Origin of the sequence: Anaeroglomus insulsum, assembly GCF_050689095.1 — a bacterium.
GTDB lineage: Bacteria > Planctomycetota > Phycisphaerae > Sedimentisphaerales > Anaerohalosphaeraceae > Anaeroglomus > Anaeroglomus insulsum.
In genome coordinates this window covers 90,422-112,575 of the sequence record NZ_JBOGCL010000002.1, presented here as the reverse complement: position 1 = coordinate 112,575, position 22,154 = coordinate 90,422, and the positions used below count along the sequence as shown (strand labels likewise).

The 22,154-nt window shown below is 51.8% G+C and carries 18 protein-coding genes; 11 read left to right on the top strand and 7 right to left on the bottom strand.

Features of this window, described 5'->3' with window-relative positions; genetic code table 11:
* Positions 1-5: 5 nt before the first annotated feature.
* The 6 genes from ACQ9LF_RS02590 to ACQ9LF_RS02565 form a co-directional block, all read right to left on the bottom strand.
* A complete protein-coding gene (locus ACQ9LF_RS02590) occupies positions 6-1,076 on the bottom strand; it encodes a D-glycero-alpha-D-manno-heptose-1,7-bisphosphate 7-phosphatase (RefSeq protein ID WP_462487804.1) in 1,071 nt (356 codons plus the stop codon).
* A gap of 9 nt (positions 1,077-1,085) precedes the next feature.
* Positions 1,086-2,561, bottom strand: coding sequence for a D-glycero-beta-D-manno-heptose 1-phosphate adenylyltransferase (gene rfaE2, locus ACQ9LF_RS02585; protein ID WP_462487803.1), 1,476 nt, complete (start codon positions 2,559-2,561; stop codon positions 1,086-1,088).
* Positions 2,554-3,630, bottom strand: coding sequence for a tetraacyldisaccharide 4'-kinase (lpxK, locus tag ACQ9LF_RS02580; protein WP_462487802.1), 1,077 nt, complete (start codon positions 3,628-3,630; stop codon positions 2,554-2,556). Before lpxK ends, rfaE2 begins: the two co-directional genes overlap by 8 nt.
* A 44-nt stretch (positions 3,631-3,674) precedes the next feature.
* Positions 3,675-4,748, bottom strand: coding sequence for an isocitrate/isopropylmalate dehydrogenase family protein (locus ACQ9LF_RS02575; RefSeq protein ID WP_462487801.1), 1,074 nt, complete (start codon positions 4,746-4,748; stop codon positions 3,675-3,677).
* Between the two features lie 296 nt (positions 4,749-5,044).
* Positions 5,045-6,199 (bottom strand): iron-containing alcohol dehydrogenase, encoded by a 1,155-nt coding sequence (locus ACQ9LF_RS02570; protein WP_462487800.1) that lies wholly within the window; start codon positions 6,197-6,199, stop codon positions 5,045-5,047.
* 35 nt (positions 6,200-6,234) lie between these two features.
* Positions 6,235-7,473 (bottom strand): DUF401 family protein, encoded by a 1,239-nt coding sequence (locus ACQ9LF_RS02565; RefSeq protein ID WP_462487799.1) that lies wholly within the window; start codon positions 7,471-7,473, stop codon positions 6,235-6,237.
* A gap of 213 nt (positions 7,474-7,686) precedes the next feature.
* On the opposite strand from ACQ9LF_RS02565, the gene ACQ9LF_RS02560 reads away from it, so the two are divergent.
* The 8 genes from ACQ9LF_RS02560 to ACQ9LF_RS02525 all read left to right on the top strand — a co-directional run bounded on the left by ACQ9LF_RS02560 (position 7,687) and on the right by ACQ9LF_RS02525 (position 17,596).
* On the top strand, positions 7,687-10,590 hold the full coding sequence (locus ACQ9LF_RS02560) for an FAD-linked oxidase C-terminal domain-containing protein (protein ID WP_462487798.1): 2,904 nt from the start codon (positions 7,687-7,689) through the stop codon (positions 10,588-10,590).
* The gene (amrS, locus tag ACQ9LF_RS02555) at positions 10,587-11,600 is read left to right on the top strand and encodes an AmmeMemoRadiSam system radical SAM enzyme (RefSeq protein WP_462487797.1); all 1,014 of its coding nucleotides are present in this window, start codon (positions 10,587-10,589) and stop codon (positions 11,598-11,600) included. Before ACQ9LF_RS02560 ends, amrS begins: the two co-directional genes overlap by 4 nt.
* 40 nt (positions 11,601-11,640) lie before the next feature.
* Complete coding sequence (locus ACQ9LF_RS02550) at positions 11,641-12,510, top strand: PAC2 family protein (protein WP_462487796.1); 870 nt, start codon at positions 11,641-11,643, stop codon at positions 12,508-12,510.
* Positions 12,511-12,740: 230 nt separating this feature from the next.
* Entirely contained in the window at positions 12,741-13,340 is a 600-nt protein-coding gene (locus tag ACQ9LF_RS02545) for an RNA polymerase sigma factor (protein WP_462487795.1), read from the top strand.
* A complete protein-coding gene (locus ACQ9LF_RS02540; RefSeq protein ID WP_462487794.1) occupies positions 13,337-14,299 on the top strand; it encodes an anti-sigma factor family protein in 963 nt (320 codons plus the stop codon). Before ACQ9LF_RS02545 ends, ACQ9LF_RS02540 begins: the two co-directional genes overlap by 4 nt.
* A 49-nt stretch (positions 14,300-14,348) precedes the next feature.
* The gene (locus ACQ9LF_RS02535) at positions 14,349-14,888 is read left to right on the top strand and encodes a hydrolase (RefSeq protein WP_462487793.1); all 540 of its coding nucleotides are present in this window, start codon (positions 14,349-14,351) and stop codon (positions 14,886-14,888) included.
* A 164-nt stretch (positions 14,889-15,052) separates the two neighbouring features.
* Entirely contained in the window at positions 15,053-15,796 is a 744-nt protein-coding gene (gene kdsB / locus ACQ9LF_RS02530; RefSeq protein ID WP_462487792.1) for a 3-deoxy-manno-octulosonate cytidylyltransferase, read from the top strand.
* A 15-nt stretch (positions 15,797-15,811) separates the two neighbouring features.
* Entirely contained in the window at positions 15,812-17,596 is a 1,785-nt protein-coding gene (locus ACQ9LF_RS02525) for a CTP synthase (protein WP_462487791.1), read from the top strand.
* 44 nt (positions 17,597-17,640) lie between these two features.
* Here the strand turns inward: ACQ9LF_RS02525 and ACQ9LF_RS02520 are convergent, their stop codons facing one another.
* A complete protein-coding gene (locus ACQ9LF_RS02520) occupies positions 17,641-17,976 on the bottom strand; it encodes a hypothetical protein (RefSeq protein ID WP_462487790.1) in 336 nt (111 codons plus the stop codon).
* A 281-nt stretch (positions 17,977-18,257) separates the two neighbouring features.
* Between ACQ9LF_RS02520 and ACQ9LF_RS02515 the strand changes: the two genes are divergently transcribed.
* The 3 genes from ACQ9LF_RS02515 to ACQ9LF_RS02505 all read left to right on the top strand — a co-directional run bounded on the left by ACQ9LF_RS02515 (position 18,258) and on the right by ACQ9LF_RS02505 (position 22,051).
* A complete protein-coding gene (locus ACQ9LF_RS02515) occupies positions 18,258-19,427 on the top strand; it encodes an FtsW/RodA/SpoVE family cell cycle protein (RefSeq protein WP_462487789.1) in 1,170 nt (389 codons plus the stop codon).
* A 30-nt stretch (positions 19,428-19,457) separates the two neighbouring features.
* Positions 19,458-20,573 (top strand): UDP-N-acetylglucosamine--N-acetylmuramyl-(pentapeptide) pyrophosphoryl-undecaprenol N-acetylglucosamine transferase, encoded by a 1,116-nt coding sequence (locus ACQ9LF_RS02510; protein ID WP_462487788.1) that lies wholly within the window; start codon positions 19,458-19,460, stop codon positions 20,571-20,573.
* Between the two features lie 293 nt (positions 20,574-20,866).
* The gene (locus tag ACQ9LF_RS02505; protein WP_462487787.1) at positions 20,867-22,051 is read left to right on the top strand and encodes a glycoside hydrolase family 88/105 protein; all 1,185 of its coding nucleotides are present in this window, start codon (positions 20,867-20,869) and stop codon (positions 22,049-22,051) included.
* The last annotated feature ends 103 nt before the right edge of the window (positions 22,052-22,154 follow it).

Genomic DNA, 22,154 nt, shown 5'->3' with positions numbered 1-22,154 from the left:
GGTTTTCAATGCCGATTTCGCATTAAAAAAAAGGTTAATGTCATCAGTTGCAGCACCGCTGCAAAGCCGATCATAATCAGAATGTGTTCGACCGACCGCGTCGAATCGAGGAAAAACCACAGGCTGACCACCAGGCAACCGATCGCCATAATCTGACAGGCACCTGCCAGAATCATCCAGAGGGAAAAGTCATCGTCTCGGCCCAGCTTATAGGCTGCCTTCAGATGAATCAGCACATCGTTGAGCAGAGTCTCGGTGTCCCCGGGTAAAGGCGTCTCCGCCTGGGGGGCTGGTTTTTGCTGAGCGACAGGGGCCTGTTCCTGCTGCGATGGATCTTTGACTGTCGGGGAGTCTGGAATCAGCCCGACGGTCTGAACAGGCTGGAATTGGGTCGAATTTGCTGTTGAACGCGATGGATTGACAGCAGTGGTTTGGCGAGGATTTTGCTGATCGACCTGCGTTTCCACTCTGTTCTGGGTTGGCAGAGGTTCTGCTGCAGGCTTATTGTCATGATGCTGGTCAAACATTCGAATGATATTGACAGCCTCACGAATATTCACCGCCTGACGATCCGGCTCTGGATCGGAGGGATTTTTTACCACCGGCTTGACCGGATTATTAATCAGAATGGTTTTGCAGCCTGCTCGTTTGCCGGCTTCAACATCCCGGTACGAGTCACCAATCATCCAGGACTGGCTCAGGTCAATATCCAGTTCTTTGGCCGCTTTCAGGAGCATGCCGGGTGCCGGTTTGCGCAGCTCGCTTTCCATGCGGTATTTGGAAACCGACCCTTCCGGGTGAAACGGACAGTAGTAAATGGCATCCAGATACGCTCCTTCATCGGCCAGCAGCTTTTCCAGAGTATGATGAATTTGAGCAAGGCCTTCCTCGGTGACTAACCCGCGGGCTACGCCGGATTGATTACTGACGACCACCAGCCGATATCCAATCTTGCGAAGCTGTGCCAGGGAAGCTGCTGCGCCCGGCAGCAATTTGACCTGGCTGGGGTGATTGATGTATCCCGGGTCTTCAATTAGCGTATCGTCACGATCCAGAAATACGGCTTTATGTTTCATGACAGGCCCTTATTGCTGTTTCATTTTCTCGATGGTGGCTGTGGAGCTTTTGCCCTCCACCATCGGTGCCAGAATTGTCTGGCCGCCGTAAGAGGCGACAAATTCCCGACCAATGACGCCTTTGGTGGCCCAGTCGGCTCCTTTAATCAGTACATCCGGACGCACCTGCTCAATCAGTGCCAGGGGGTCGAGCTGGTCGAAAATCGTTACATAATCCACGTACTCCAGTGCCGCCAAGACCGCCGCCCGCTCATGCTGGTTATTAATCGGACGGGTTGGTCCCTTGAGCTGCCGGACAGAATTATCCGAATTCAGACCGACAACGACAATATCCCCGTGGGATTTGCAGAATTTCAAATATTCGATATGGCCCAGATGCAGCACATCGAAACAGCCGTTGGTAAAGACAATCTTTTGTCCTGATTTGCGGTGAAATGCCAATTCCTCCCGCAGGGCGTCTATTTCCCGGATCTTTCCGGCCTTCCCCTTGCGTGTAGCAAGGATTTCATTGACGATTTCGTCAATGCTGACGGTGGCCACGCCGAATTTTTCGACTTCCAGCCCCGCAGCGATATTGGAGATCTGCACTGCCGTTTTGTAGTCGCATCCTGCCGCCAGCGCCACCGCAATCATCGCCAGCATCATATCGCCGGCACCGGTCACATCATACACAGTGCGAGGCTGGGTGGGAATCTGTTCGGAGATGGTATCCGAATGCAGATAGGCTCCTTCTTTATCCAGCGTGATAATCGCTGCATCCAGACTCAGCTGCGAATACAGTTTTTGAGCGGCCTGCTGGGCAGCCTCGATGCTGTTGATGTTGATTCCCGAAGCAACCGAGGCTTCCTTGCGATTGGGGGTAATCAGGCAGGCGCCGGTGAATTTCGAATAATCCTCGTGCAGCGGCGGGTCGACCAGCACTTTTTTGCCTGCTTGGCGGGCCAGCGTAATCATCTGCTGGCAAAACCACGGCTGCAGAATGCCTTTGTTATAATCCTGAAGGCAAACCACATCCGCTTTCGGCAGACGTTCCTTATATAAATCCAGAAGCTGGCTGTAGCGTGCGGGATCCAGGGGGTCGGTAATTTCATCATCCACCCGCAATAACTGTTGGCGATGACGGTGCTGAGCAAGGCCGATGATGCGCTGTTTGGTAATCGTCGGGCGTTCTTCCACTGCCAGCAGTCCCGACAAATCCGCTCCGCGTTCGATCAGCTTAGTCCGTAACTGCTGTCCGGTTTCATCTGTGCCGGTAATCCCGATGCACAGACAGTGAGCTCCCAGCTCCAGCACATCCGCTGCAACTGACGCCGCACCGCCGCAGGCATATTCCCGTCGAACAACCTTGAGGACCTGTACGGGGGCCTCCGGGCTGATTCGCAGCGCATCGCCATACACATACATATCCAGCATGAAATCGCCCACCAGCAATACCGTCGGCGATCCCAATCCGGTTACAATCTTTAATAAATCTGTACTATTCATATTTTTTATGTGCTTGTCTTTGTATTACCTGATCAATTAGGGCCTCAATAGCCTCTGCGTTGGCCGCAAATTCCAGTTCCAGGGCCATCGCACCAAATGAAAACGACTCAATCTGTCGACAGAACACAGCGGTTTTGACCCAGTCTTTTTGGGTACAGACCGCCATGTCGGCACCGCAGTGTTGGGCCTTCGCAGCAATGGATTTGATATCCTGCATTGTATAGTCATGATGGTCATTGAAAAAACAGGTGCCGACAATCGTAAAGCCATCCTGCTGCAGACAATGCATAAAAGCCTGCGGATTACCAATGCCGCAATAAACGAATAATTTCATGGTTCGCAGCTTTTCCAGCGGCAGCGGCTGACCGTTGGTCAGTATCGCATGGGTGTGCCGATGGACTGCCCGGGCCACAGGGATCGGCCCAGCCAGATCCCTGATCCGCTGTTCAATGTGACTGGCCTGCTGGGCATCGGCCAGATCAAACCGCGTGATAATGGCTGCATCGGCACGTTTCAGTTCGCTTATGGGTTCACGCAGCAATCCCGCCGGAAGCAGCTTGTCATATCCAAACGGACACGTCGCATCGATGGCCACGATATTTAAATCCCGCTGAATCCGCTGGTGCTGAAATCCATCATCCAGCACCAGCACCTGCGGCTGATAATCCCGAAGGGCTTTTTCCGCCCCGGCTACCCGGTCGGGATGGACCACCACCTGCACTCCCGGACAACTCTTGGCCAGCAGGGCAGGTTCGTCGGACATTTCCCCCGCGGTGGTTTTATAGCCTCGGGTCAGCACTGCACAGCGAATCTGCTTTTGGCTTAAATACCGGCACAGCCAGATGACCAGCGGTGTCTTGCCGGTCCCGCCGGTGGTGATATTGCCGATACTGATGACCGGTACTTGCATCGCATGGCTCCTGATCAGGCCATACTGATACAGCAGATTTCGGCAACGCACCGCCGCCGCATATACGAGAGCAAAGCATCTCAGCACCGCCCGCAGCAGTACCGCCCGCAGTCGGCGGTCCTGACCGGAAATCAACATCCGATAAGCTGCCTGATTCAATGCTTATGTCCTCGGATTCCCACCATACAATCCCGGCTTAACATCTATAGCCGGGCTATAATCGCATCGGCCATCTGGCTGGTCCCCACTGCCGTTGGGTCGTTGCGGTCGTCTTTCATATCGTAGGTGACATATTTCCCTTCCGCAATGACCTGGGCAACGGCGTTTTCGAGGGCGTCAGCTTCCTTGGTCAGATTGAGGTGCCGTAACATCAGCACCCCCGACAAAATCAGTGCCGTGGGATTGACTTTGTTCTGGCCCTTGTACTTGGGAGCACTGCCGTGGGTGGCTTCGAAAATAGCTCCTTTTTCGCCGATATTGGCGCCCGGAGCCACTCCCAGCCCGCCGACCAGCCCAGCGCACAAATCGCTCAAAATATCGCCGTACAGGTTAGGCAGTACGATCACATCATACAGCTCCGGCTTCTGCACAAGCTGCATGCACATATTGTCCACAATCCGGTCCTCAAATTCTATATCCGGGAAGGACTTGGCGACGTTGCGGCTGACTTCCAGCCACAGACCGTCGGTGTATTTCATAATGTTGGCCTTGTGAACGGAAGTGACCTTTTTTCGGTTGTTCTTGCGGGCATAGTTGAAGGCATACCGCACAATCCGCTCGGTGCCTTCCACGGAAATCGGTTTGATGCTGATGCCGGCATGCGGACCGATTTGCCGCTTGGAATGCTTATTGAGCCAGTCAATGAGTTCCAGCGTTTCGTTTTTGCCTTTTTCGAATTCAATGCCCGCATAAAGGTCCTCGGTGTTTTCACGCACAATCACCAGGTCAATATTTTTATAATAGCTGCGTACCCCCTGATAACTTTTGCAGGGACGAACACAGGCATACAAATCCAGGGCCTGACGCAGATAGACATTCACGCTGCGAAAGCCTGTGCCGACCGGTGTAGTAATCGGGGCTTTCAGGCCGATGCCGTTGGCCTTGACCGATTCCAGAGTCGCCTCCGGCAGGGGGGTCCCCGCCGTTGCCATCACATCCACACCTGCCTGTTGAATATCCCATTGTATTTTCGCTCCCGTGGCATCAATGCACCGGCGGGTAGCTTCGGCAATCTCCGGACCAATCCCGTCGCCCATAATCAGCGTTACTTTAGTCATTTGCGATATACTCCTGTACAAAATACTTGTATGGCCGAGCGGAAACAGCCCGCCCTCTTTGCTTCAAGCCATCACAAAGTGCGTTATGTTACAGGAAGTGACCCACTCGGTCAATTGAAAACGGCCTTTACTGAATTTGGATATTGTGAATGCAGTTTATGGGATATTATTTCAGGAACGTGTATCTTTGCTATATCCCAAACCATTTCACCTTAAGCTGTGTCCAGTTTTAAAGACGTCCTCAAGATGTTGGCTAAAATCTCTCCTGAATTATCTGTCCAATCACAAAGAAGCTCTTATAAACACAGGGTTAGAATTTCGCGTACCTGGTTGGCTTGAATATTCTGATGCTCACCCAGCGTGGTGCCGCGTTGCCGGAAACGCTCCACGACTTTCTCAATGTCGGTCTTGCTGATATGGTAATCACTCAGGCGGGTAGGCATATGGACCGAATGGAAAAAGGCTACCGTCTTCTCGATGGCCGCGCGGGCCTGAGTATCAACATTACCGTCCACAACATGCCAAATCCGGCGGGCCAGTTGAGCCAGCTTGGCTTTTTTATTCTCAAATTGATGCTGCCACATGCCCGGCAGGACGATCGCCAGCGACTCGGCATGAGCGACACCGAAAAAGGCCGTCAATTCATGGCCAATCATGTGCGTGGCCCAGTCCTCGACGACACCGCATGAAATAATGCCATTGAGGGCATGGGTTGCGGCCCACATGAAATTGGCCCGGCTGTCGTAGTCTTTTTTATTCAGCACATCCGGCGCGACATCAATCAATGTTCGTACCACAGCTTCGGCCTGCCGATCCTGAAGGGGGGTATTAACCGAATAGGTCGCATACTGTTCCATCACATGGACGAATGCATCGACGATGCCGTTACGCAGTTGATTCTGCGGCAGCGAATAGGTAATCTCGGGGTCCAGAATCGAAAAGACTGGATAGACTTTGGGATTGCCAAATGCTAGTTTTTCCTGCGTGCTGTCGCGGGATATGACTGAAAAACAGTTCATTTCCGAGCCTGTTGCCGGCAGAGTCAATACCGCACCAATGGGCAGAGCGGACTGCAGGGCACTGCCGCCGGAGATCAGAATCTGCCATGGGTCTCCGCCGGTAAAGGGAATCGCCCCGGCGATAAACTTCGTGCCATCCAGAACCGACCCGCCGCCAACGGACAGCAGAAAATCAACTTTCTCTTTTCGGGCCAGCTCGACGGCCTTCATGCAGGTTTCATAGCGGGGATTCGGTTCGATCCCGGCAAATTCTATCACCTTTCGGCCCTTCAATGCCGCCTGGACCTGGTCATAAACGCCGTTTTTCTTGATCGACCCGCCGCCATACAGAAACAAGATGGTTTTGGTCGGGTCGATTAAATCCGCCAGTTTGGCAACGGTGTTTTTGCCGAATACAACGCGTACCGGGTTGCAGTATTCAAAATTGTTCATAGTCAACCTCCGATTATAGGGGTAATTTGTTTCTATTATAGTAATTTTGCTGCCAGAATTCCACCCACCGCAATACAGGCAATCGGCCCGATTAGCAGCAGGATAATCCGTCCCAGAGGCGCCTCAAAGTAGCTGGCCGACAGACTCAGGCATAAATGCACTGGCGTCAGATACAGCCCGCACAACAGGCCCGAAAACGCCAGTGTCTGCATCCCGATATCGACGCCGGCTCCGGTCACGATATACGGCATCAGCAGTGGAAACGTAATCGCCACCGTCGGCATCGTCAAGCCCGTCAGTGCCGCCACCAGCATCGGCAGCACAAACAGCAGAATCATCCCCGGCATATGAATGTCTGCAAAAAACTGAACCACCGCTGAAATGCTGTCGGCCGCCTGCAGATTCAGCTTGAACAGCAGTGCCCCCAGGATCAGCAGAATCAGGTCCATTTCAAAACCCTCTCGAAATAAATGCCCGCATCGTCCCAGCGGAATCCGATATACCAGCATAAACAGTGTGATGGAAATCAGGATGCCAATGGCAGGATTGACATTCAATGCAGCATGAAGGCCCGCTACAAGCCCGATTGGCCAGAACGCCTGAATAAACACATGCAGGCTGTGGAGCCATTTGGCCTTGTCCCGCCGATCCTTTTTTGGAGGGATGCCCGACAGCAGCAGGAAAACGATCCCACCGGTGATGCCGCAAATCGAGATGACAATATTATGCTTAATCAAGGCAATTGCCGAAATCCCCAGCATCCCCTGAATTAGCGGTATCGACGGAAACAGCGGCCAGACCATCTCCCACTGATGGCGAAAGAAAAAGTTGATTGCCGCCGAACGGCTGCGCGTGACCCCAATACTGTCGGCCAGGTCTCGCACCATCGGTGCCGACAGCATAATCCCGCCCGGCGTTGGCAAAAGGCCCATCAGCATCGGGATACCGACCATCGCGCCCCGCCGGCTTTTGAACAGCACTAAAAGCGCCTCAGTCAGCTTGCCGGATACCCCCGTTTCTTTCATCGCAAGGCCCAGAATATTCACAAATGTCAGCATCGACGCCAGGGTGACAAACAGATACCCCGTCGTCTGGCTCAATGGCTTATCCCGCCATTCCTGTACAAACTCCCCCCACAGCCTCAACGGACTGACACCCAGCAGCAGTTCCAGCACACACGCCGCCAGGATCATTGACATCCCAATTTTCATTTTCAGCCGCAACAGGAGCACAAAAGTGCCTAATGCGACACCCATCACAATCAGTTCATACATAAAAAAACAAGTTCAAAAGCGTTTCGGCGGTTAGTATTCCCGCTTGTGCGGGTTTAACAAGTCAAATCGGCCAGCCAGTTTCAATAGCCAATCTATCCTTGTCGACTCCTAAAAGCAAGCTTCCAGATGAGATAAAATTTACCCATAAAGGTTTGTTTCCAGACGTATTCTATTATATACTGACTATGACAGAGTGCTCAAAATGGATGAAGTATGGTGGTAAATACAAACAACACAAAAACAGCCGAACACATAGGTTTTGAGCTGGCAAAGCAGGTCAAAGGCGAGGTCTTGATAGATATCTATAATCGCGTCGCCTTTAGCACTGATGCCAGCATCTATAGTATTCGTCCCGAATGCGTCGTAGCCCCCAGAGATGAAGCGGATGTGGTTGCGGTTATCCGGTATGCCTATCAACATTCTATTCCGATTGCCCCCCGCGGTGCCGGCAGCGGTCTGGCCGGAGAGTCACTGACCAGCGGTATTGTCATCGATTTTCGCCGCTATATGAATCGAATCATCGACATTCGCAAGGGAGGCCAGGCCGTGGTCTGTCAGCCGGGAGTTATTCTCGACCGGCTCAATCAGCAACTGGCCAAATATAAAAAGAAAATCGGCCCTGACCCCTCCAGTTCCAACCGGGCTGTCATCGGCGGCATTGTTGCCAATAATGCCACCGGTGCCCACTCGCTCCAGTATGGCTATATTGCCGGCTATGTCCGCCGCATCCGTGCGGTACTCTATGACGGCTCCATAGCCGAACTGACCAATGCCATGCTGCCGGAGGACATTGAGAATCCGACCTTGCGAACGATTGCCCGCCAGTGCGTCCAGCTGCTGGCCGGTCAGGAAGAGCTGATTGCCAAATCCCAGCCCAAAACCCGGCGCAACCGCTGCGGCTATACGATTCAGAATATCTGTTCCAAGGGACGAATTGATCTGGCACGCCTGATGGCCGGTTCCGAAGGCACGCTGGCGGCTTTTACTGAAATTGAACTGGCCACGGTGGATGTCCCCGCCGTCGCAGGTCTGCTGCAACTGGAATTCGATGCGTTTGAAAAAATGGCTCAGGCCGTTCCGATTATCGTACAGACCGGCGCTTCTGCCTGTGAATTGATGGATCAGCGGCTAATGACCATGGCACGTCGTGCTTTTCCCCATTATCAGGATGTCCTGCCCGAACACTGTGTCGCGACGCTGTTGGTTGAGCATGTTGGTGACAGTATCGAACAGGTCAAGGCCAAGATTCAAAACACCTTGAATGCAGCCGGGAACCTCTTTACCGGGTGGATGGAAGCGTTGGATGCCCAGCGTCAGGCCAAACTCTGGAAAAGCCGTAAAGACGCCGTTCCGCTGCTGAATCGTGAAAAAGGTCCCAAACACCCCATTGCGTTTATCGAAGATGTCTCCGTCGAACCGGACAAACTGGATCGATACGTTGCCGGACTGGAAGGGCTGTGCAAAAGATACGATATCCCGATGGCTTTCTACGGCCACGCCGGCGATGGCGAATTGCACATTCGTCCCTATCTCGATTTAACCAACCCCGACGACATTAGGCGGATGCGTGAGATTGCCGAGCAGGTTTTTGAGTTGGCCTGGTCACTGGGCGGCTCCATCAGTGGTGAACACGCCGACGGCCTGGTTCGCGCCCCCTATATCGAACGCCAGTACGGCAGGGACTATTACCGTCTGCTGGCTGCAATCAAGAAAATCTTCGATCCGTCCGGCATCTTCAATCCCGGCAAGATTATCAATCCTGACCCCGATGTCATTGAAAAGAATCTGCGGGGTCTGGAACTGGCCGGGGCAAAAAATTTCAAGACCGACTTGCACTTCGGACCCAATCAATATCGCTATGAAATCGATCAATGCAACGGCTGCGGTGTGTGTCTGGCCGCGGGAGCAGGGCGGATGTGCCCGGTCTTTCGTGCGATGGGTGAAGAGCTGGCCAGCACCCGTGCCAAGGCCAACCTGCTGAGGAATTATATTGGCGGTCTGCTGGACAAGCAGCAGGATTTCCAAATCAACCAGTTCCGCAACATTCTCGGCCTGTGTGTCAATTGCAAAATGTGCTCGGTGGATTGCCCGGCCGGTGTCGATATGTCCGGCCTGATTATCGAAGCCCGTGCCCAGTTGGCCCGACACGCCGGCTTTTCAGTCACCGAGCTGGCCCTGTCCAACAACCGCTGGATGAGCATTCTGGCCAGCACGTTTGCTCCATGGAGCAACTGGATAATGAATTGGCCCATCACACGCCTGCTTCTGGAAAAGACACTCGGCTTTGACCGCAGCCGCCAATTGCCCGCCTTTCAGCCAGGCAGCTTCATCCGCAAAGCCCGTCGCTTTTTGCAGCAGGCCGGTTCGGTTGCCAATCCTGCCGACAACGTCGTGTATTTCATCGATTCTTATGCACGCTACAACGACCATGCACTGGGCCTTGCCGTCCTGCAGCTTTTGCGACACTGTAATGTCCACGTCGAAATCCCTGACCAGCGGCCCGCACCGCTGCCGGCCTATGTCTATGGCAACCTCAAACAGGCCCGCCGGGGTATGGAATATAATATCAAGACGTTGATGCCCTATGTGGACAAAGGCTGGAAAATCATCTGTTCCGAACCCAGCGCCGCGATGTTTCTTAAAGAAGAACTGCCGCTGCTGATGGATACCCAGCAAGCCCGAAAAATCGGCGCCGCAACCGTCGAATTAATGGATTATCTCAAAATGCTCCATGCCGCAAGACCCTGTCTTAAGGCTGGCGGCACGGGAAGCCAAAAAATCTATTACCACGCGCCATGCCATCTCAAATCCATGAACGGCGCCAGGACCACCATCCAGATGTTTGGTCAACTGGGAGTCTCCGTAACAGACCTCAACGGCGGCTGCTGCGGCCTTGCGGGGACGGCGGGCATGCAGGCCAAGAACCACACCCTCTGTGATGATATCGGCGGATTCCTCAAGGATACGATTGACCGGGCCAATCCGGATGTTATACTGACAGAATGTGCCGCTTGTAAAATGCAGATTGAGCATTTGACTGGCCGCTGTGTCATCCATCCTGTCAAGCTTCTTGCTCAATGGCTTCAATCAATTAAATCGCAGGAGGTGAGCCTATGAAAGAGGCAGTGTTATGGGAAAAACAAGAAGGGCAGAAGGTCCTCTGTAAGCTGTGCCGATGGAATTGTGTCATTGCCCCCGGCGGGCTGGGCCGCTGCCGTGTTCGCAAAAATAGTGAGGGGACCCTTTATTCGCTCAATTACGATAAAGTCTGTGCCGCCGCCGATGACCCCATCGAAAAAAAACCATTATTTCATTTCTTCCCCGGCTCGCAGGCCTTTTCCATCGCCGCCCCCGGCTGCAATTTCCAGTGTGTTTTCTGCCAGAACTGGCAAATCAGCCAGGCCCCTTATAAAAATCAAATTGACGGCAGCGATTACAGTGCCGAACAAATCGTCAATGCCGCTATCGACACCGGCTGTAAAGGTATCGCTTATACCTATACCGAGCCGACAGTCTTCATGGAACGCTGTACCGAGACAGCGATTCTGGCCAGACAGCGCGGATTATACAATGTATTCGTCAGCAACGGTTATATGAGCATTGAGGCTATTGAGTGGATGCGTCCCTGGCTGGATGGGATTAATGTGGATCTGAAGGCTTATACCGAGCCTTTTTATCATAATTTATGCAAGGCCCATCTGGAACCCGTACTTGATACCATCAAATACATCGCTCAAAAAACGGATATCTGGATGGAAATTACGACCCTGCTGATTCCCGGCCAGAACGAAGACCCCAATGAACTTGCCGAACTGGCGGCATTTCTTGTTAAAGAATGCGGCCCTGACATCCCCTGGCATATCAGCCGTTTCTATCCGCAATACAAAATGGCCGACCTCCCACAGACCAATACCCAGGCCCTCCAGAAGGCCTATGACATCGGTAAGCAGGCAGGGCTTCGGTATATTTATGTGGGCAATCTGCCCGGTAATCGTGCCGAATCCACGTTTTGTTATTCCTGCGGAAAACTTTTGATTGAACGGACCGGCTATCATATAATGCAGAATCATATAAAAGATTCGGCGTGTCCGCAATGCGGGGTGGTAATTGCCGGAGTCGGGCTCTGACAGAAACCATGATCTGCTAAAACAAGGGAAAGACTGGAGCATGAAGAGGGAAAAACTAATCGTTAAGCAGCAGCCTGTCATCAATAATGCCTCCTTGGTGATTGGGCTTTCCGGCTGGATGGACGGCGGCGATGTATCCACAGGGACGGTGGAATATCTCCGTCAGACCTTCAATGGCCAGGAAATTGGTCGAATCGACCCGAATGGATTTTATATTTATAACATGCCCGGTCCGATGGAAACCGTGTCCCTGTTTCGGCCCCATGTCCGGATTCAGGATGGCCTGATTGAAACCTGGGATCTGCCTGAAGCGGTTTTCTTTGAGGCGGCTCAGCAGAATTTGCTTTTGTTTGCCGGCAGAGAACCCAACCTCTCGTGGCGTGAGTTTGCAGATACAATCTTTGAGATGTGTTCCCTGTGTGATGTAAAACGTATTATATTTGTGGGCAGCGTAGCCGGCGTGGTCCCCCATACCCGGGAACCGCGTATCACCTGTTCGGTATCCAACAGGGCGCTCAAGCAGTGGCTTTCCCAGCTCGGGATCCGTTTTAGCAACTACAATGGCCCCGGCAGTTTTGCCAACTGCATCATGAACGCCGCAATTCATCGCAATATCGAGATGATATCCCTGACCGCTGAAATTCCCGCCTATCTTCAGGGCTACAATCCGATCGTCATCGAACAGGTGCTGCGATATGTGGCTAAATTTCTGGAACTGCATATTCCCTGTGAGGAATTGCGTGTTCTTGGTGATGAATTCGAAAAACGCGTCTCAGAATTGGTTAAACAAGAGCCGGAATTATCTAAAAGAGTGGCTCAGCTCGAAGAGCTTTATGATCAGGAGATTTTTGACACAGAAATGGGCGATTTAAAAAATTGGCTGGAACAAAGAGGTCTCCGGCTCGACTAAATCTAATAGTATAAGGGCGACTTCAGACAAGGCCGTATTTTTCTTTTCAAGATTGATGCAGATACGGTATTGCTTTTTCTTTATTATTATGCAAATATAGGTGTTTATACGGATATTCGGATAGTGAATTGTTTGTATGCGGTGGAATGTCGTGAAAGACGAGATACGCGGACTGTGAACAGGCAATTGCGTCATAAAAATCTTGTTATCGAGGGATAAAAGGGCTTTCTGTGCACGCAAAGTCGGACAATATCAGCATTGACGATGCTATTCTTGTAAAACAATGCCAGCGTGGGGATTCCGACTCGATGGCGTGTCTGATTGTGAAATATCAGGATCGTCTCTATAATGCAATTCTCAAAATCTGTGGAAATCCCGATGATGCTGCGGAACTTACCCAGGAATCATTTGTCAAAGTATTAGAGAACATCGGAACCTTCCGCTCCCAAAGCAGCTTTTATACGTGGCTGTTCCGGGTAGGAATCAATTTGACTTTGACATTTTGCAGTCGGAGGTTAAGGTTGGGGATGCGTTCGCTCGACAATTCTCTCTGCAGCAAAGAGAGTCTCAAATTGGCGGACGTTCTTGCGGATACCAAACAAGGGTCCCCCTTAGCAAACGTAGAAAAGCGAGAAATGATTCAGAGAATCCTTGCGGCCCTCGAAAAGCTGGAAGACCACCAGCGGGTCCTTGTGGTGCTGCGGGATATCGAAGGCATGAGCTATGAGCAAATTGCCGAGGTATTACAGCTTGAGATAGGCACAGTGAAAAGCCGATTGAGCCGGGCGAGATTGGCGTTACGGGAACTTCTGCAGGCGGTCTGGATATGAGTGATAAAGACAATCTGGAAAAACATGAGCTTCTCAGCGGTTATATTGATGATCAGTTGTCGCCGCGACAGGCAACTGAGCTCAAACGCCTTCTGAATAATAATCCGCAAATGGATGCAGAACTCAAGGCTCTTGAACAGCAGTGCAATCTGTTGCGTGCGCTGCCAAAGGAATCTGCCCCTGAAGGGATGGTCGAAGACATCAAAATAGCTCTGGAACGACGGTTTATTCTGGATTACAATTGCCGCCATCAGGATAATGCTGGAAGATGGGGGCTTGTTTTTCGCAGGCTCGCAGCAACTGCGGCAATGGTTTTGATTCCGATGGGCATTCTCGGCATTGTGGTTTATTCCATCGTTCGCCAGCCCCAGACTGCCCAGGACACGATGCCTGCAATATCTCCGATTCCCCCGATTGCGACCAATGTCTCCAATCCGGTTCCTCTGTCGGAAGAAGGAACTGCTGCGTACAGTGCGTTATTGCAGTTTCAGACGCATCATCCCGTGCAGTCCCGGGATTTCATCGAAAAGAAAATCCATACACTCGGCCTGATGGATATGACCCAGATCCGAGCATTGTCCGACCGGACCAGTTATAAAATTACAGCCTCCCGTCAGTATGTTGTTGGCTTAATTCGCGATTTACAGGAACTATGGCCCCAAACGGAAAAAGCCACATATGCGTTGCTTGCCGGACAGGGAAAGGACAAGGTGCTGGTCGAGGGGATTGACTTCAAACAGACCGTCGAAATGCTGAACCTGGCAGATATCAAGACGGCCGCTGAGCTGGCCAAAACGTTCACTGAACAAAATAGCCAGCGAGATCTGGCCGCGAATCCTGACGGTTCGCCGCTGGATAATCCCTCGCAGCCCATTCTGGCCTGGGATGTCCGGCCGACTGAAATCGAACAAGATACCTCCGATACAATTTGTCTTGTCATTGAGGTTCTTGGGTTATAGAATCACTTTGGTTTGCTACGTTGCGTGTTGTTAAGGTGATAGGACATTAATGCTTGATTCCAAAACATGTTGTCTGGTGCTGATTGATGTTCAGGAAAAGCTGTTGCGGGTGATGCATAATCCTGAAACGACGGTCAAAAATTGCAGCATTTTAATTCAAATTGCCAATGCCCTCCATATTCCGGTCTTATGGTGTCAGCAATATCCAGCCGCTTTGGGGCCGACAAGTCCCCGGCTCACCGAGAATCTGACCCGGAGTCTGCCCATCGACAAACGGTCATTCAGTTGCTGCGGCAGTTCGGCATTTACGGAACAATTGAGTTCATTACAGGTGGACTCCGCAGTGCTCTGCGGCGTCGAGACCCACGTCTGCGTCTTCCAGACCGCCATGGATTTGCTCCAGAGGGGATTCAAAGTCCATGTCATTGCCGATGCCGTCGATTCGCGATCTGAACACAATAAACAGATTGCCCTCAATCGACTGGCTGCCAACGGTGTCGTCATCAGCTCCACCGAGATGCTGCTGTTTGAACTTCTCCGCACCTCTGAACACCCCCAATTCAAAGCACTATCCGCCCTGATTCGTTAATTTCCAGTCACGCGGCTTTATGCCGTTTGGAGGGTCAAAATCAGGGTCTTTTTGGTATAAAATCTCAAAATTCTGAGGTTGACATCTTCTTGCCGATGGCATAATATATCCGGGCAGTGGTTTTTGGATATAGATGTGTAAAAAACACTGCAAAGGGACTAAGTGTGAAAATTGTGGTAGTGATCCCCGCCCGCTACGGTTCCAGCCGTTTCGAGGCCAAGGTTCTGGCCAACAAAACAGGAAAATATCTCGTTCAGCATAGCTATGAACGCGCATTGCTGGCCCGAGGTGTGACCGGTGTGATTATCGCAACCGATGACGACCGGGTCCTGCAGGCCTGCAAATCCTTTGGGGCGCCGTGCGTCATGACGTCGGCTGCCCACCAGAGCGGTACCGACCGCATTGCCGAGGCTGTCCAAAATATTCCTGCTGATATTGTCGTCAATCTGCAGGCCGATGAACCCGAAATCGACCCGGCCAATATCGAGAAAGTTGCCGGACTGCTGGTCCGGGATGCCGGCGCTGAGATGGCGACGCTGATTGCCCCATTCGAATCTGCCGAACAGGTAGCCAATCCCAATATTGTCAAATGCGTGACGGATGTGCACGGCAGGGCGCTTTATTTTTCCCGCAGCCCGGTGCCGTATAATCGTCAGGCCGGCGGGGTTGGCGGTTCTGTGAAAGGCTATTGGCGGCATCTGGGGATTTATGCTTACCGCAAGAGCTTCTTGATGAAATTTACACAACTGGCCCCCAGTTTTCTGGAAACCACTGAAAAGCTCGAGCAGCTTCGGGCACTGGAAAACGGGTTTACCATCCTGACGGCCAAAGTAGATCGTGTCTGGGATGGTGTCGATACGCCCGAACAATATGAAGAATTTGTAAAACGATTTCTCAATCAGAAATAATCGCGTGGTATAAATATGTCAGAAACCAAAGAATTATTTGCAAAAGTCAGCGGTGCATCAACAGATAACGAGTATTTTCTGCCTCTGCCCAAGGGGTATCAAAAAGGCAAAACCCGCTATGTTATTGTAACCGGTACAGTGATGAGCGGACTGGGCAAAGGGATTTTTTCCTCCTGTTTGGCCAAGCTCCTGCAAGACAAGGGCCTTAACGTCGAGCCGATTAAAATGGAAGGCTATCTCAATATTGATTCGGGAACGCTGAATCCCTTCCGCCATGGTGAGGTGTTTGTTCTTGATGACGGCATGGAATGCGATATGGACCTGGGGACCTATGAACGGATGCTCGGCAAAAACTTGTCGCGGGCCAATTTCACCACCAGCGGTCAGATCTATCGGGCCGTCCTCGACAAAGAACGCCACGGCGATTATCTGGGGCGGGATGTCCAGATGATTCCCCATGTCACTGGCGAAGTCAAAATGAAGCTGCGGACTCTGGCCATGCAAAGCAAGGCAGATGTGGTCTTTGTGGAAATCGGCGGTACGGTAGGTGACCTTGAAAATGCCTTTTATATCGAAGCCATGCGGGAACTGGCCTATGAGGAAGGCCCCCATAGCTGCTGCTTTGTGGCGCTGACGTATATTCTGGAGCCCAATGCTCTGGGCGAACAGAAATCCAAGGCTGCTCAGCTTGGCATCAAGCAGTTGATGCAGATGGGTATCCAGCCCGATATCATCGCTTGCCGGGCGGAACATCCCGTCAGTGTCCAGGCTCGCCAGAAGATGAGTGTTTTCGGGAATATCCCCTTTGAACGGGTTTTCAGTATGCACGACTCAGCCAGTATTTATTCCATTCCAGCGATGTTGCGGGATTGTGGACTGGATTTTGAGGTGATTCGCATGCTGCGAATCGAGGATCGCATCAACCTTCGCAAAGAACGCCGCGAATGGGAGCGATGGTGTGATTTCACCGACAAAATTGGCAATGAAAAACATGATGTAACGATTGCTATTACGGGCAAATACACCTCCGTTCGCGACAGTTATGCTTCTATCCTGCACGCGCTGGAACATTCCGGCATTCACCTGGGTTGTAAAGTCCATATCAAATGGATCGATACCTCGGACCTGACCGATGCCACTGCCGCCGAAGCTCTCAAGGGAGTCGATGGTATTATCGTTCCCGGCGGATTTGGGACACGCGGCATGGAAGGCAAAATTGCCTGTATTCGTTATGCTCGACTGAATAATCTGCCTTATCTGGGATTATGCCTTGGATTTCAGGCGGCGGTTATCGAATTTGCCCGCAACGTCTGCGGCCTGGAAGGGGCCAACAGTACCGAAATCGACCAGAACTGTGCCCACCCCGTTATTGATATGCTGCCTGAACAAAAGAAAATCGAAGGTCTGGGCGGCAATATGCGGCTGGGCGGTCGCGATGTGGAATTGAAAAAAGATACTCTTGCCTGGAAAATGTTTGGCTGCAAGGATACCACTCGTATGCGGTTTCGACATCGTTATGAAGTGGACCCCCGCTATGTTCCCGACCTTGAAAAAGGCGGATTGGTTTTCTCTGGCAAGGCGCCCAATCAGCCCATTATGCAGATTCTCGAACTGCCGGGGCACCCCTATTTCATTGGTACCCAGGCCCACCCGGAATTGACCGGCCGGCCTATCGATCCGCATCCGATGTTTGTCGGCTTGGTTGCCGCCGGACGCAATTATCATTATCCCAAAGAAAATTTCCCGGATGCAATAACAACCATACAGGCCCTCAGGAGAGAACTGGTGCCAAACCAGTGAGGGCCGGTTGCACCAAAGAGGTTGCTTCAGGGGCTTGTGTGGGATTATTGCGGTGTTGGTACTGGCGTAATGACGGCAGAGTCAGAGCCTTCATATTGGGCCAGTTTGGCCTGACAGTCGGTCAGAAGCTGTAATAGTTTAATGCTGGACTGGCCGGTGTCCTCCTGGAACTTGGCATATTCGGCTTTGAGCCGTTCAATTTCTGTTTTCAGCTCGGCAATCTCGGCATCTTTTTGCTGGATTTCTTTTTTGAGCTTGAGATTTTCGTTGCCAACCAGTTGGGCACGCCTGACCATCGGGTCGGAACTTGTCTGACAGGAACTGGCCAGCGTGATCAACCCCAGTGTTGCCAGCGAGAGAGTAATGATTTGTCTTGTCATAGTGGCTCCGTTTTAAAGAGATTATCGACATCATTCATACAGATACTATTTTATGACCTTTTGTCTGATTTTTCAAGAGGGAATCCTGACGTGAAAAAAAGACATATCGAATATCGGTTTTTTATTGCAAAAACGTTATTTTGCCGAAATATCAGGTACAGGTATAGGTTGTTGCAGGGATAGCAGCGGAGAGAATCGGTTTTCCAGACATTGTCCTGACTAATATGCAGGTATGATAGAGTTTGGGTCTGGGCTGGCGACCAAAAGTAAGATCATTGAAAATGAAGCAGTTAGAACTGAAGATAAGATACGATTACTGGCTGGAATTAGTGACCTTGACACTGATGGCTATAGGTACAGTCTTTGTATTTTCCGCCGGAGCGAACGTGAGCGGTCAGTACGACTGGAAGCGTTTCTATGAATTTACCACCCTCAAACAGCTATTGTTTTTCCCTGTTGCGGTAGGAATGATGTATCTCGTATCGTGCATCGATTACCGACGATTCGGCTTTATCAAAAAAAATCCGCTCAAATCTCTGACGCCGTACCTGGTGGTTCTCAGTCTCGTACTGCTGGTGGTGGTGCTGGTATTCGGAGAGGAGCGTAATTATTCTAAGCGCTGGCTGTTTCTGACTCTGGGGCCAATAAACCTCAGTTTTCAGCCATCCGAGCTGGCCAAGTGGGTTATGATTATTTTCCTGGCAGCAATCCTGGACCGCTGTCATGATGATTTAAACAAATTTTTCACCCGTTTTGTGCCCATCTGTATGGTTCCGGCCGCTGCTATTGCCCTGATTATTACCCAGGATTTCGGCACGGCTGCTTATATCGCCCTGATGACGGCGGTATTGCTCTGGCTTGGCGGCGCAGTCTGGTGGCATTTCCTGACGCCGCTGCCGCTGGTGATTCCTGGTTTTATTGCGGCTATTGTGACCTCGCAGACTCGCATGAATCGCATCAAAGACTTCCTTGACCACGGAACCATGGCCTATCAGGCCGAGCAGTCTCTGAAGACCATTGCCAGCGGCGGACTGATGGGCAAGGGGCTTGGCAGGGGGGTATTTAAGTACGGCCACCTGCCCGAAGACACCACGGATTTTATTTTCTCTATTGTCTGTGAAGAAACCGGATTTATTGGTGCCCTGGTGGTAGTGGCTTTGTTTGTTTTATTTACCGTCCTGGGCCTGACTGCGGTGATGCGATGCCAGGATCGATTCGGACGGCTTCTGGGCCTGGGCATTGTGCTTTGTATTTCGATCCAGGCTGTAATCAATATCGGTGTTGTGACTGTCGTCCTTCCAACCAAAGGCATTCCCTTGCCGCTAATCAGCGCCGGCGGCACCAGTATGCTTCTGACCGCGACAGCAATGGGGATTCTACTGAGCATTCTGCGGCATAATGAGGCCCAGCTGAATCCGGTCAATGCAGGGGTATTCCTTCAACGTGATTGATGTTCTATGACACAGACTGATGACCAAACAATGTCTAAATTGAACCAGACGCCATATATCTTTTTTGCTGGCGGCGGGACCGGCGGGCATTTATATCCTGCCCTGGCCGTGGCCGAACAGGTGCGAAGTCTTGTTCCGGACTGCCCCATGACTTTTTTTTGCAGCAGCCGTGCCGTCGACGCCCGGGTTCTGGGAGCCAGTGGGTATGATTTTCTGCCCCTTCCTGCCGAGGGCCTGGGGTTGTCCCTCAGAAAATTTGTCCGCTTCTATGCCGGATTCATTAAGAGTTATTATTTTGTCAAACAGATCCTGGCAGCCCATAAACATAACGCCGTTGTTGTGGGTACTGGCGGTTTTGTCTGTGCCCCGGTCGTATTAGCCGCCCGCTCTTTGAAAATCCCTGTTTATCTGATCAATGTGGATATTGTGCCCGGCAAAGCCAACCGCCTGCTGGGACGCCTGTCCAAAAAGATTTTCGTTCAGTTTTACGATACGCTGCATTATTTCAGGGCCGACAAAGCCGTGGTGACAGGCTGCCCCTTGCGCAGCGGATTTTATCACCCCGACAAATCCCGGGCAATCGCCAGCCTCAAACTGGACCCTGCCAAAAAGACCCTGCTGGTTACCGGCGCCTCTACCGGATCACGCGATATCAACAATGCCATCATGAGTATGCTGCCCCAACTGGCACGTTTTTCGGACCAGTGGCAGATTGTTCATCTGACCGGCCAGGCGAACTATCAAGCCGTCGCCTCCCAGATTAAAGACAGCCCGATTGCCTATATCCCGGTCGAATATTATGACGACATGCCCAATCTGTATGCTGCCTCGGATTTGATCGTCGGCCGCAGCGGAGCCGTCAGTGTCGCCGAATATGCCGCCGCGGGCAAACCCAGCATCTGTATCCCATATCCTTATCACAAGGATAACCACCAGTATCTTAACGCCCAGCAGTTAAGCCGTCGTAACGCTGCTGTCATTGTTGCTCAGGACCTCCGAAATCCCTCCCGGTTTACACAAAATCTGTGCAAGGCACTCATTGAGCTGATGTCCGACCAGCCGCGACGCAATGAAATGGCCCTTGCCGCCCAGGAATGTGCCGCCGGCAACGCTGCCGGGACCATTGCCAAAACCATCCTCAGATAGTATACTGATTGTACTTGAATTTTTCCGTTTCGGCGCGGTTAAGGAGCATTCTGCTGCCAGCTTCCAGCAATCTCTCTATCACCGCGGCAGCACAGGGCAACGTAACCCCGTGAATACCCGCGGCACAAAACGGCCTGTGCCCGCCGCGGAATAATCATACCCGTTGGGCATAATTTTTACTTGACGCAGCCAATTCCCACCGACGATAATCAGGCTCGTTCTGTATCGAACGGATTAGTCTCAAGGCCCGGAAGCCTTGACCAATGGGAGTGAATTTCAGACAGGAGACGGCAATGAAACAGGGACTCTTACGGAATGGCTCAGCATATCTTTTAGTCATGGGATTCGTGGCGATTTTTTGTTCCTCATGTTCCACATCTGAATCAAATAAGGCAAAAACACTCACTTTACCCGCACAAAGCGATATCCTGGCCAAAATGACCCTGACCAATCAATATTTTATGGCCAAATGGCCCGACCCTGGTGTTCCCATCATCACCGACAAAAAACGTCCCAGCAATATCTGGACTCGTGCCGTATATTATGAGGGTCTGATGAAGTTGTATGCCATCGATGCCCAGAAGAAGTATTATGATTATGCCGTTGCCTGGGCGGAGGCGCATCAGTGGTCTTTCCGCAGCGGCAACAAGACTCGCAATGCCGACGACCAGTGCTGTGGCCAGACCTATATCGACCTGTATCTGATTGACCCCCAGCCCAATCGGATTGCCCCCATCCGCGAATGCATCGACAACATGGTCAATAGCGATATCAATGACGACTGGTGGTGGATCGATGCCCTCCAGATGTCGATGCCGATTTTCGCCAAGCTCGGTGTGGTGTACAAGGACGACCGGTATTTCGAGAAGATGTACCAGTTGTATATGTACACCAAGACGCGTCACGGCACCCATGGGCTGTACAATCCCGAAGACCATCTGTGGTGGCGCGATAAAGATTTTGTCCCGCCGTACAAGGAGCCTAACGGCGAAGACTGTTACTGGTCTCGCGGCAATGGCTGGGTGTTTGCGGCACTGACCCGCGTGCTGGATATAATCCCCGAAAATGCCCCGCATCGTCAGGAATACCTGACGACATTCAAAGAGATGGCCGCCGCGATAAAAGCCGTCCAGCGGGACGATGGCTTCTGGAACGTCAGCCTGCATGACCCCGACAACCTTGGCGGCAAGGAACTGTCCGGTACCGCCTTTTTCACCTATGGCATGGCCTGGGGCATCAATCAGGGCATCCTGAGCGAAAAAGACTATCTGCCTGTCGTCGTCAAGGCCTGGAATGGTATGGTTAACGACAGCGTCCACCCCAATGGTTTTCTCGGTTATGTCCAGGGCACCGGCAAGCAGCCCTCCGATTCTCAGCCGGTCACGTACGACCGCGTGCCAAATTTCGAGGATTATACCCTCGGTGCGTTTCTCCTTGCCGGCAGCGAAGTTTATCAACTGGCAGGCCGGAGCAACTGATAGGTGGAATTTGACTGAAATGTGTGTGGCATATATCGTGATATGATATATTACTTTTGCTCAGTGCATTGAGCAAATTCATAATTGCTGTCAGTCATGAATC

Coding starts and splice junctions, on each gene's coding strand:
- ACQ9LF_RS02590 (WP_462487804.1), bottom strand. CDS start 1,076: ATGAAACATAAAGCCGTATTTCTGGATCGTGACGATACGCTAATTGAA.
- rfaE2 (WP_462487803.1), bottom strand. CDS start 2,561: ATGAATAGTACAGATTTATTAAAGATTGTAACCGGATTGGGATCGCCG.
- ACQ9LF_RS02575 (WP_462487801.1), bottom strand. CDS start 4,748: ATGACTAAAGTAACGCTGATTATGGGCGACGGGATTGGTCCGGAGATT.
- ACQ9LF_RS02570 (WP_462487800.1), bottom strand. CDS start 6,199: ATGAACAATTTTGAATACTGCAACCCGGTACGCGTTGTATTCGGCAAA.
- ACQ9LF_RS02565 (WP_462487799.1), bottom strand. CDS start 7,473: ATGTATGAACTGATTGTGATGGGTGTCGCATTAGGCACTTTTGTGCTC.
- ACQ9LF_RS02560 (WP_462487798.1), top strand. CDS start 7,687: ATGGTGGTAAATACAAACAACACAAAAACAGCCGAACACATAGGTTTT.
- amrS (WP_462487797.1), top strand. CDS start 10,587: ATGAAAGAGGCAGTGTTATGGGAAAAACAAGAAGGGCAGAAGGTCCTC.
- ACQ9LF_RS02550 (WP_462487796.1), top strand. CDS start 11,641: ATGAAGAGGGAAAAACTAATCGTTAAGCAGCAGCCTGTCATCAATAAT.
- ACQ9LF_RS02540 (WP_462487794.1), top strand. CDS start 13,337: ATGAGTGATAAAGACAATCTGGAAAAACATGAGCTTCTCAGCGGTTAT.
- ACQ9LF_RS02535 (WP_462487793.1), top strand. CDS start 14,349: ATGCTTGATTCCAAAACATGTTGTCTGGTGCTGATTGATGTTCAGGAA.
- ACQ9LF_RS02525 (WP_462487791.1), top strand. CDS start 15,812: ATGTCAGAAACCAAAGAATTATTTGCAAAAGTCAGCGGTGCATCAACA.
- ACQ9LF_RS02520 (WP_462487790.1), bottom strand. CDS start 17,976: ATGACAAGACAAATCATTACTCTCTCGCTGGCAACACTGGGGTTGATC.
- ACQ9LF_RS02515 (WP_462487789.1), top strand. CDS start 18,258: ATGAAGCAGTTAGAACTGAAGATAAGATACGATTACTGGCTGGAATTA.
- ACQ9LF_RS02510 (WP_462487788.1), top strand. CDS start 19,458: ATGTCTAAATTGAACCAGACGCCATATATCTTTTTTGCTGGCGGCGGG.
- ACQ9LF_RS02505 (WP_462487787.1), top strand. CDS start 20,867: ATGAAACAGGGACTCTTACGGAATGGCTCAGCATATCTTTTAGTCATG.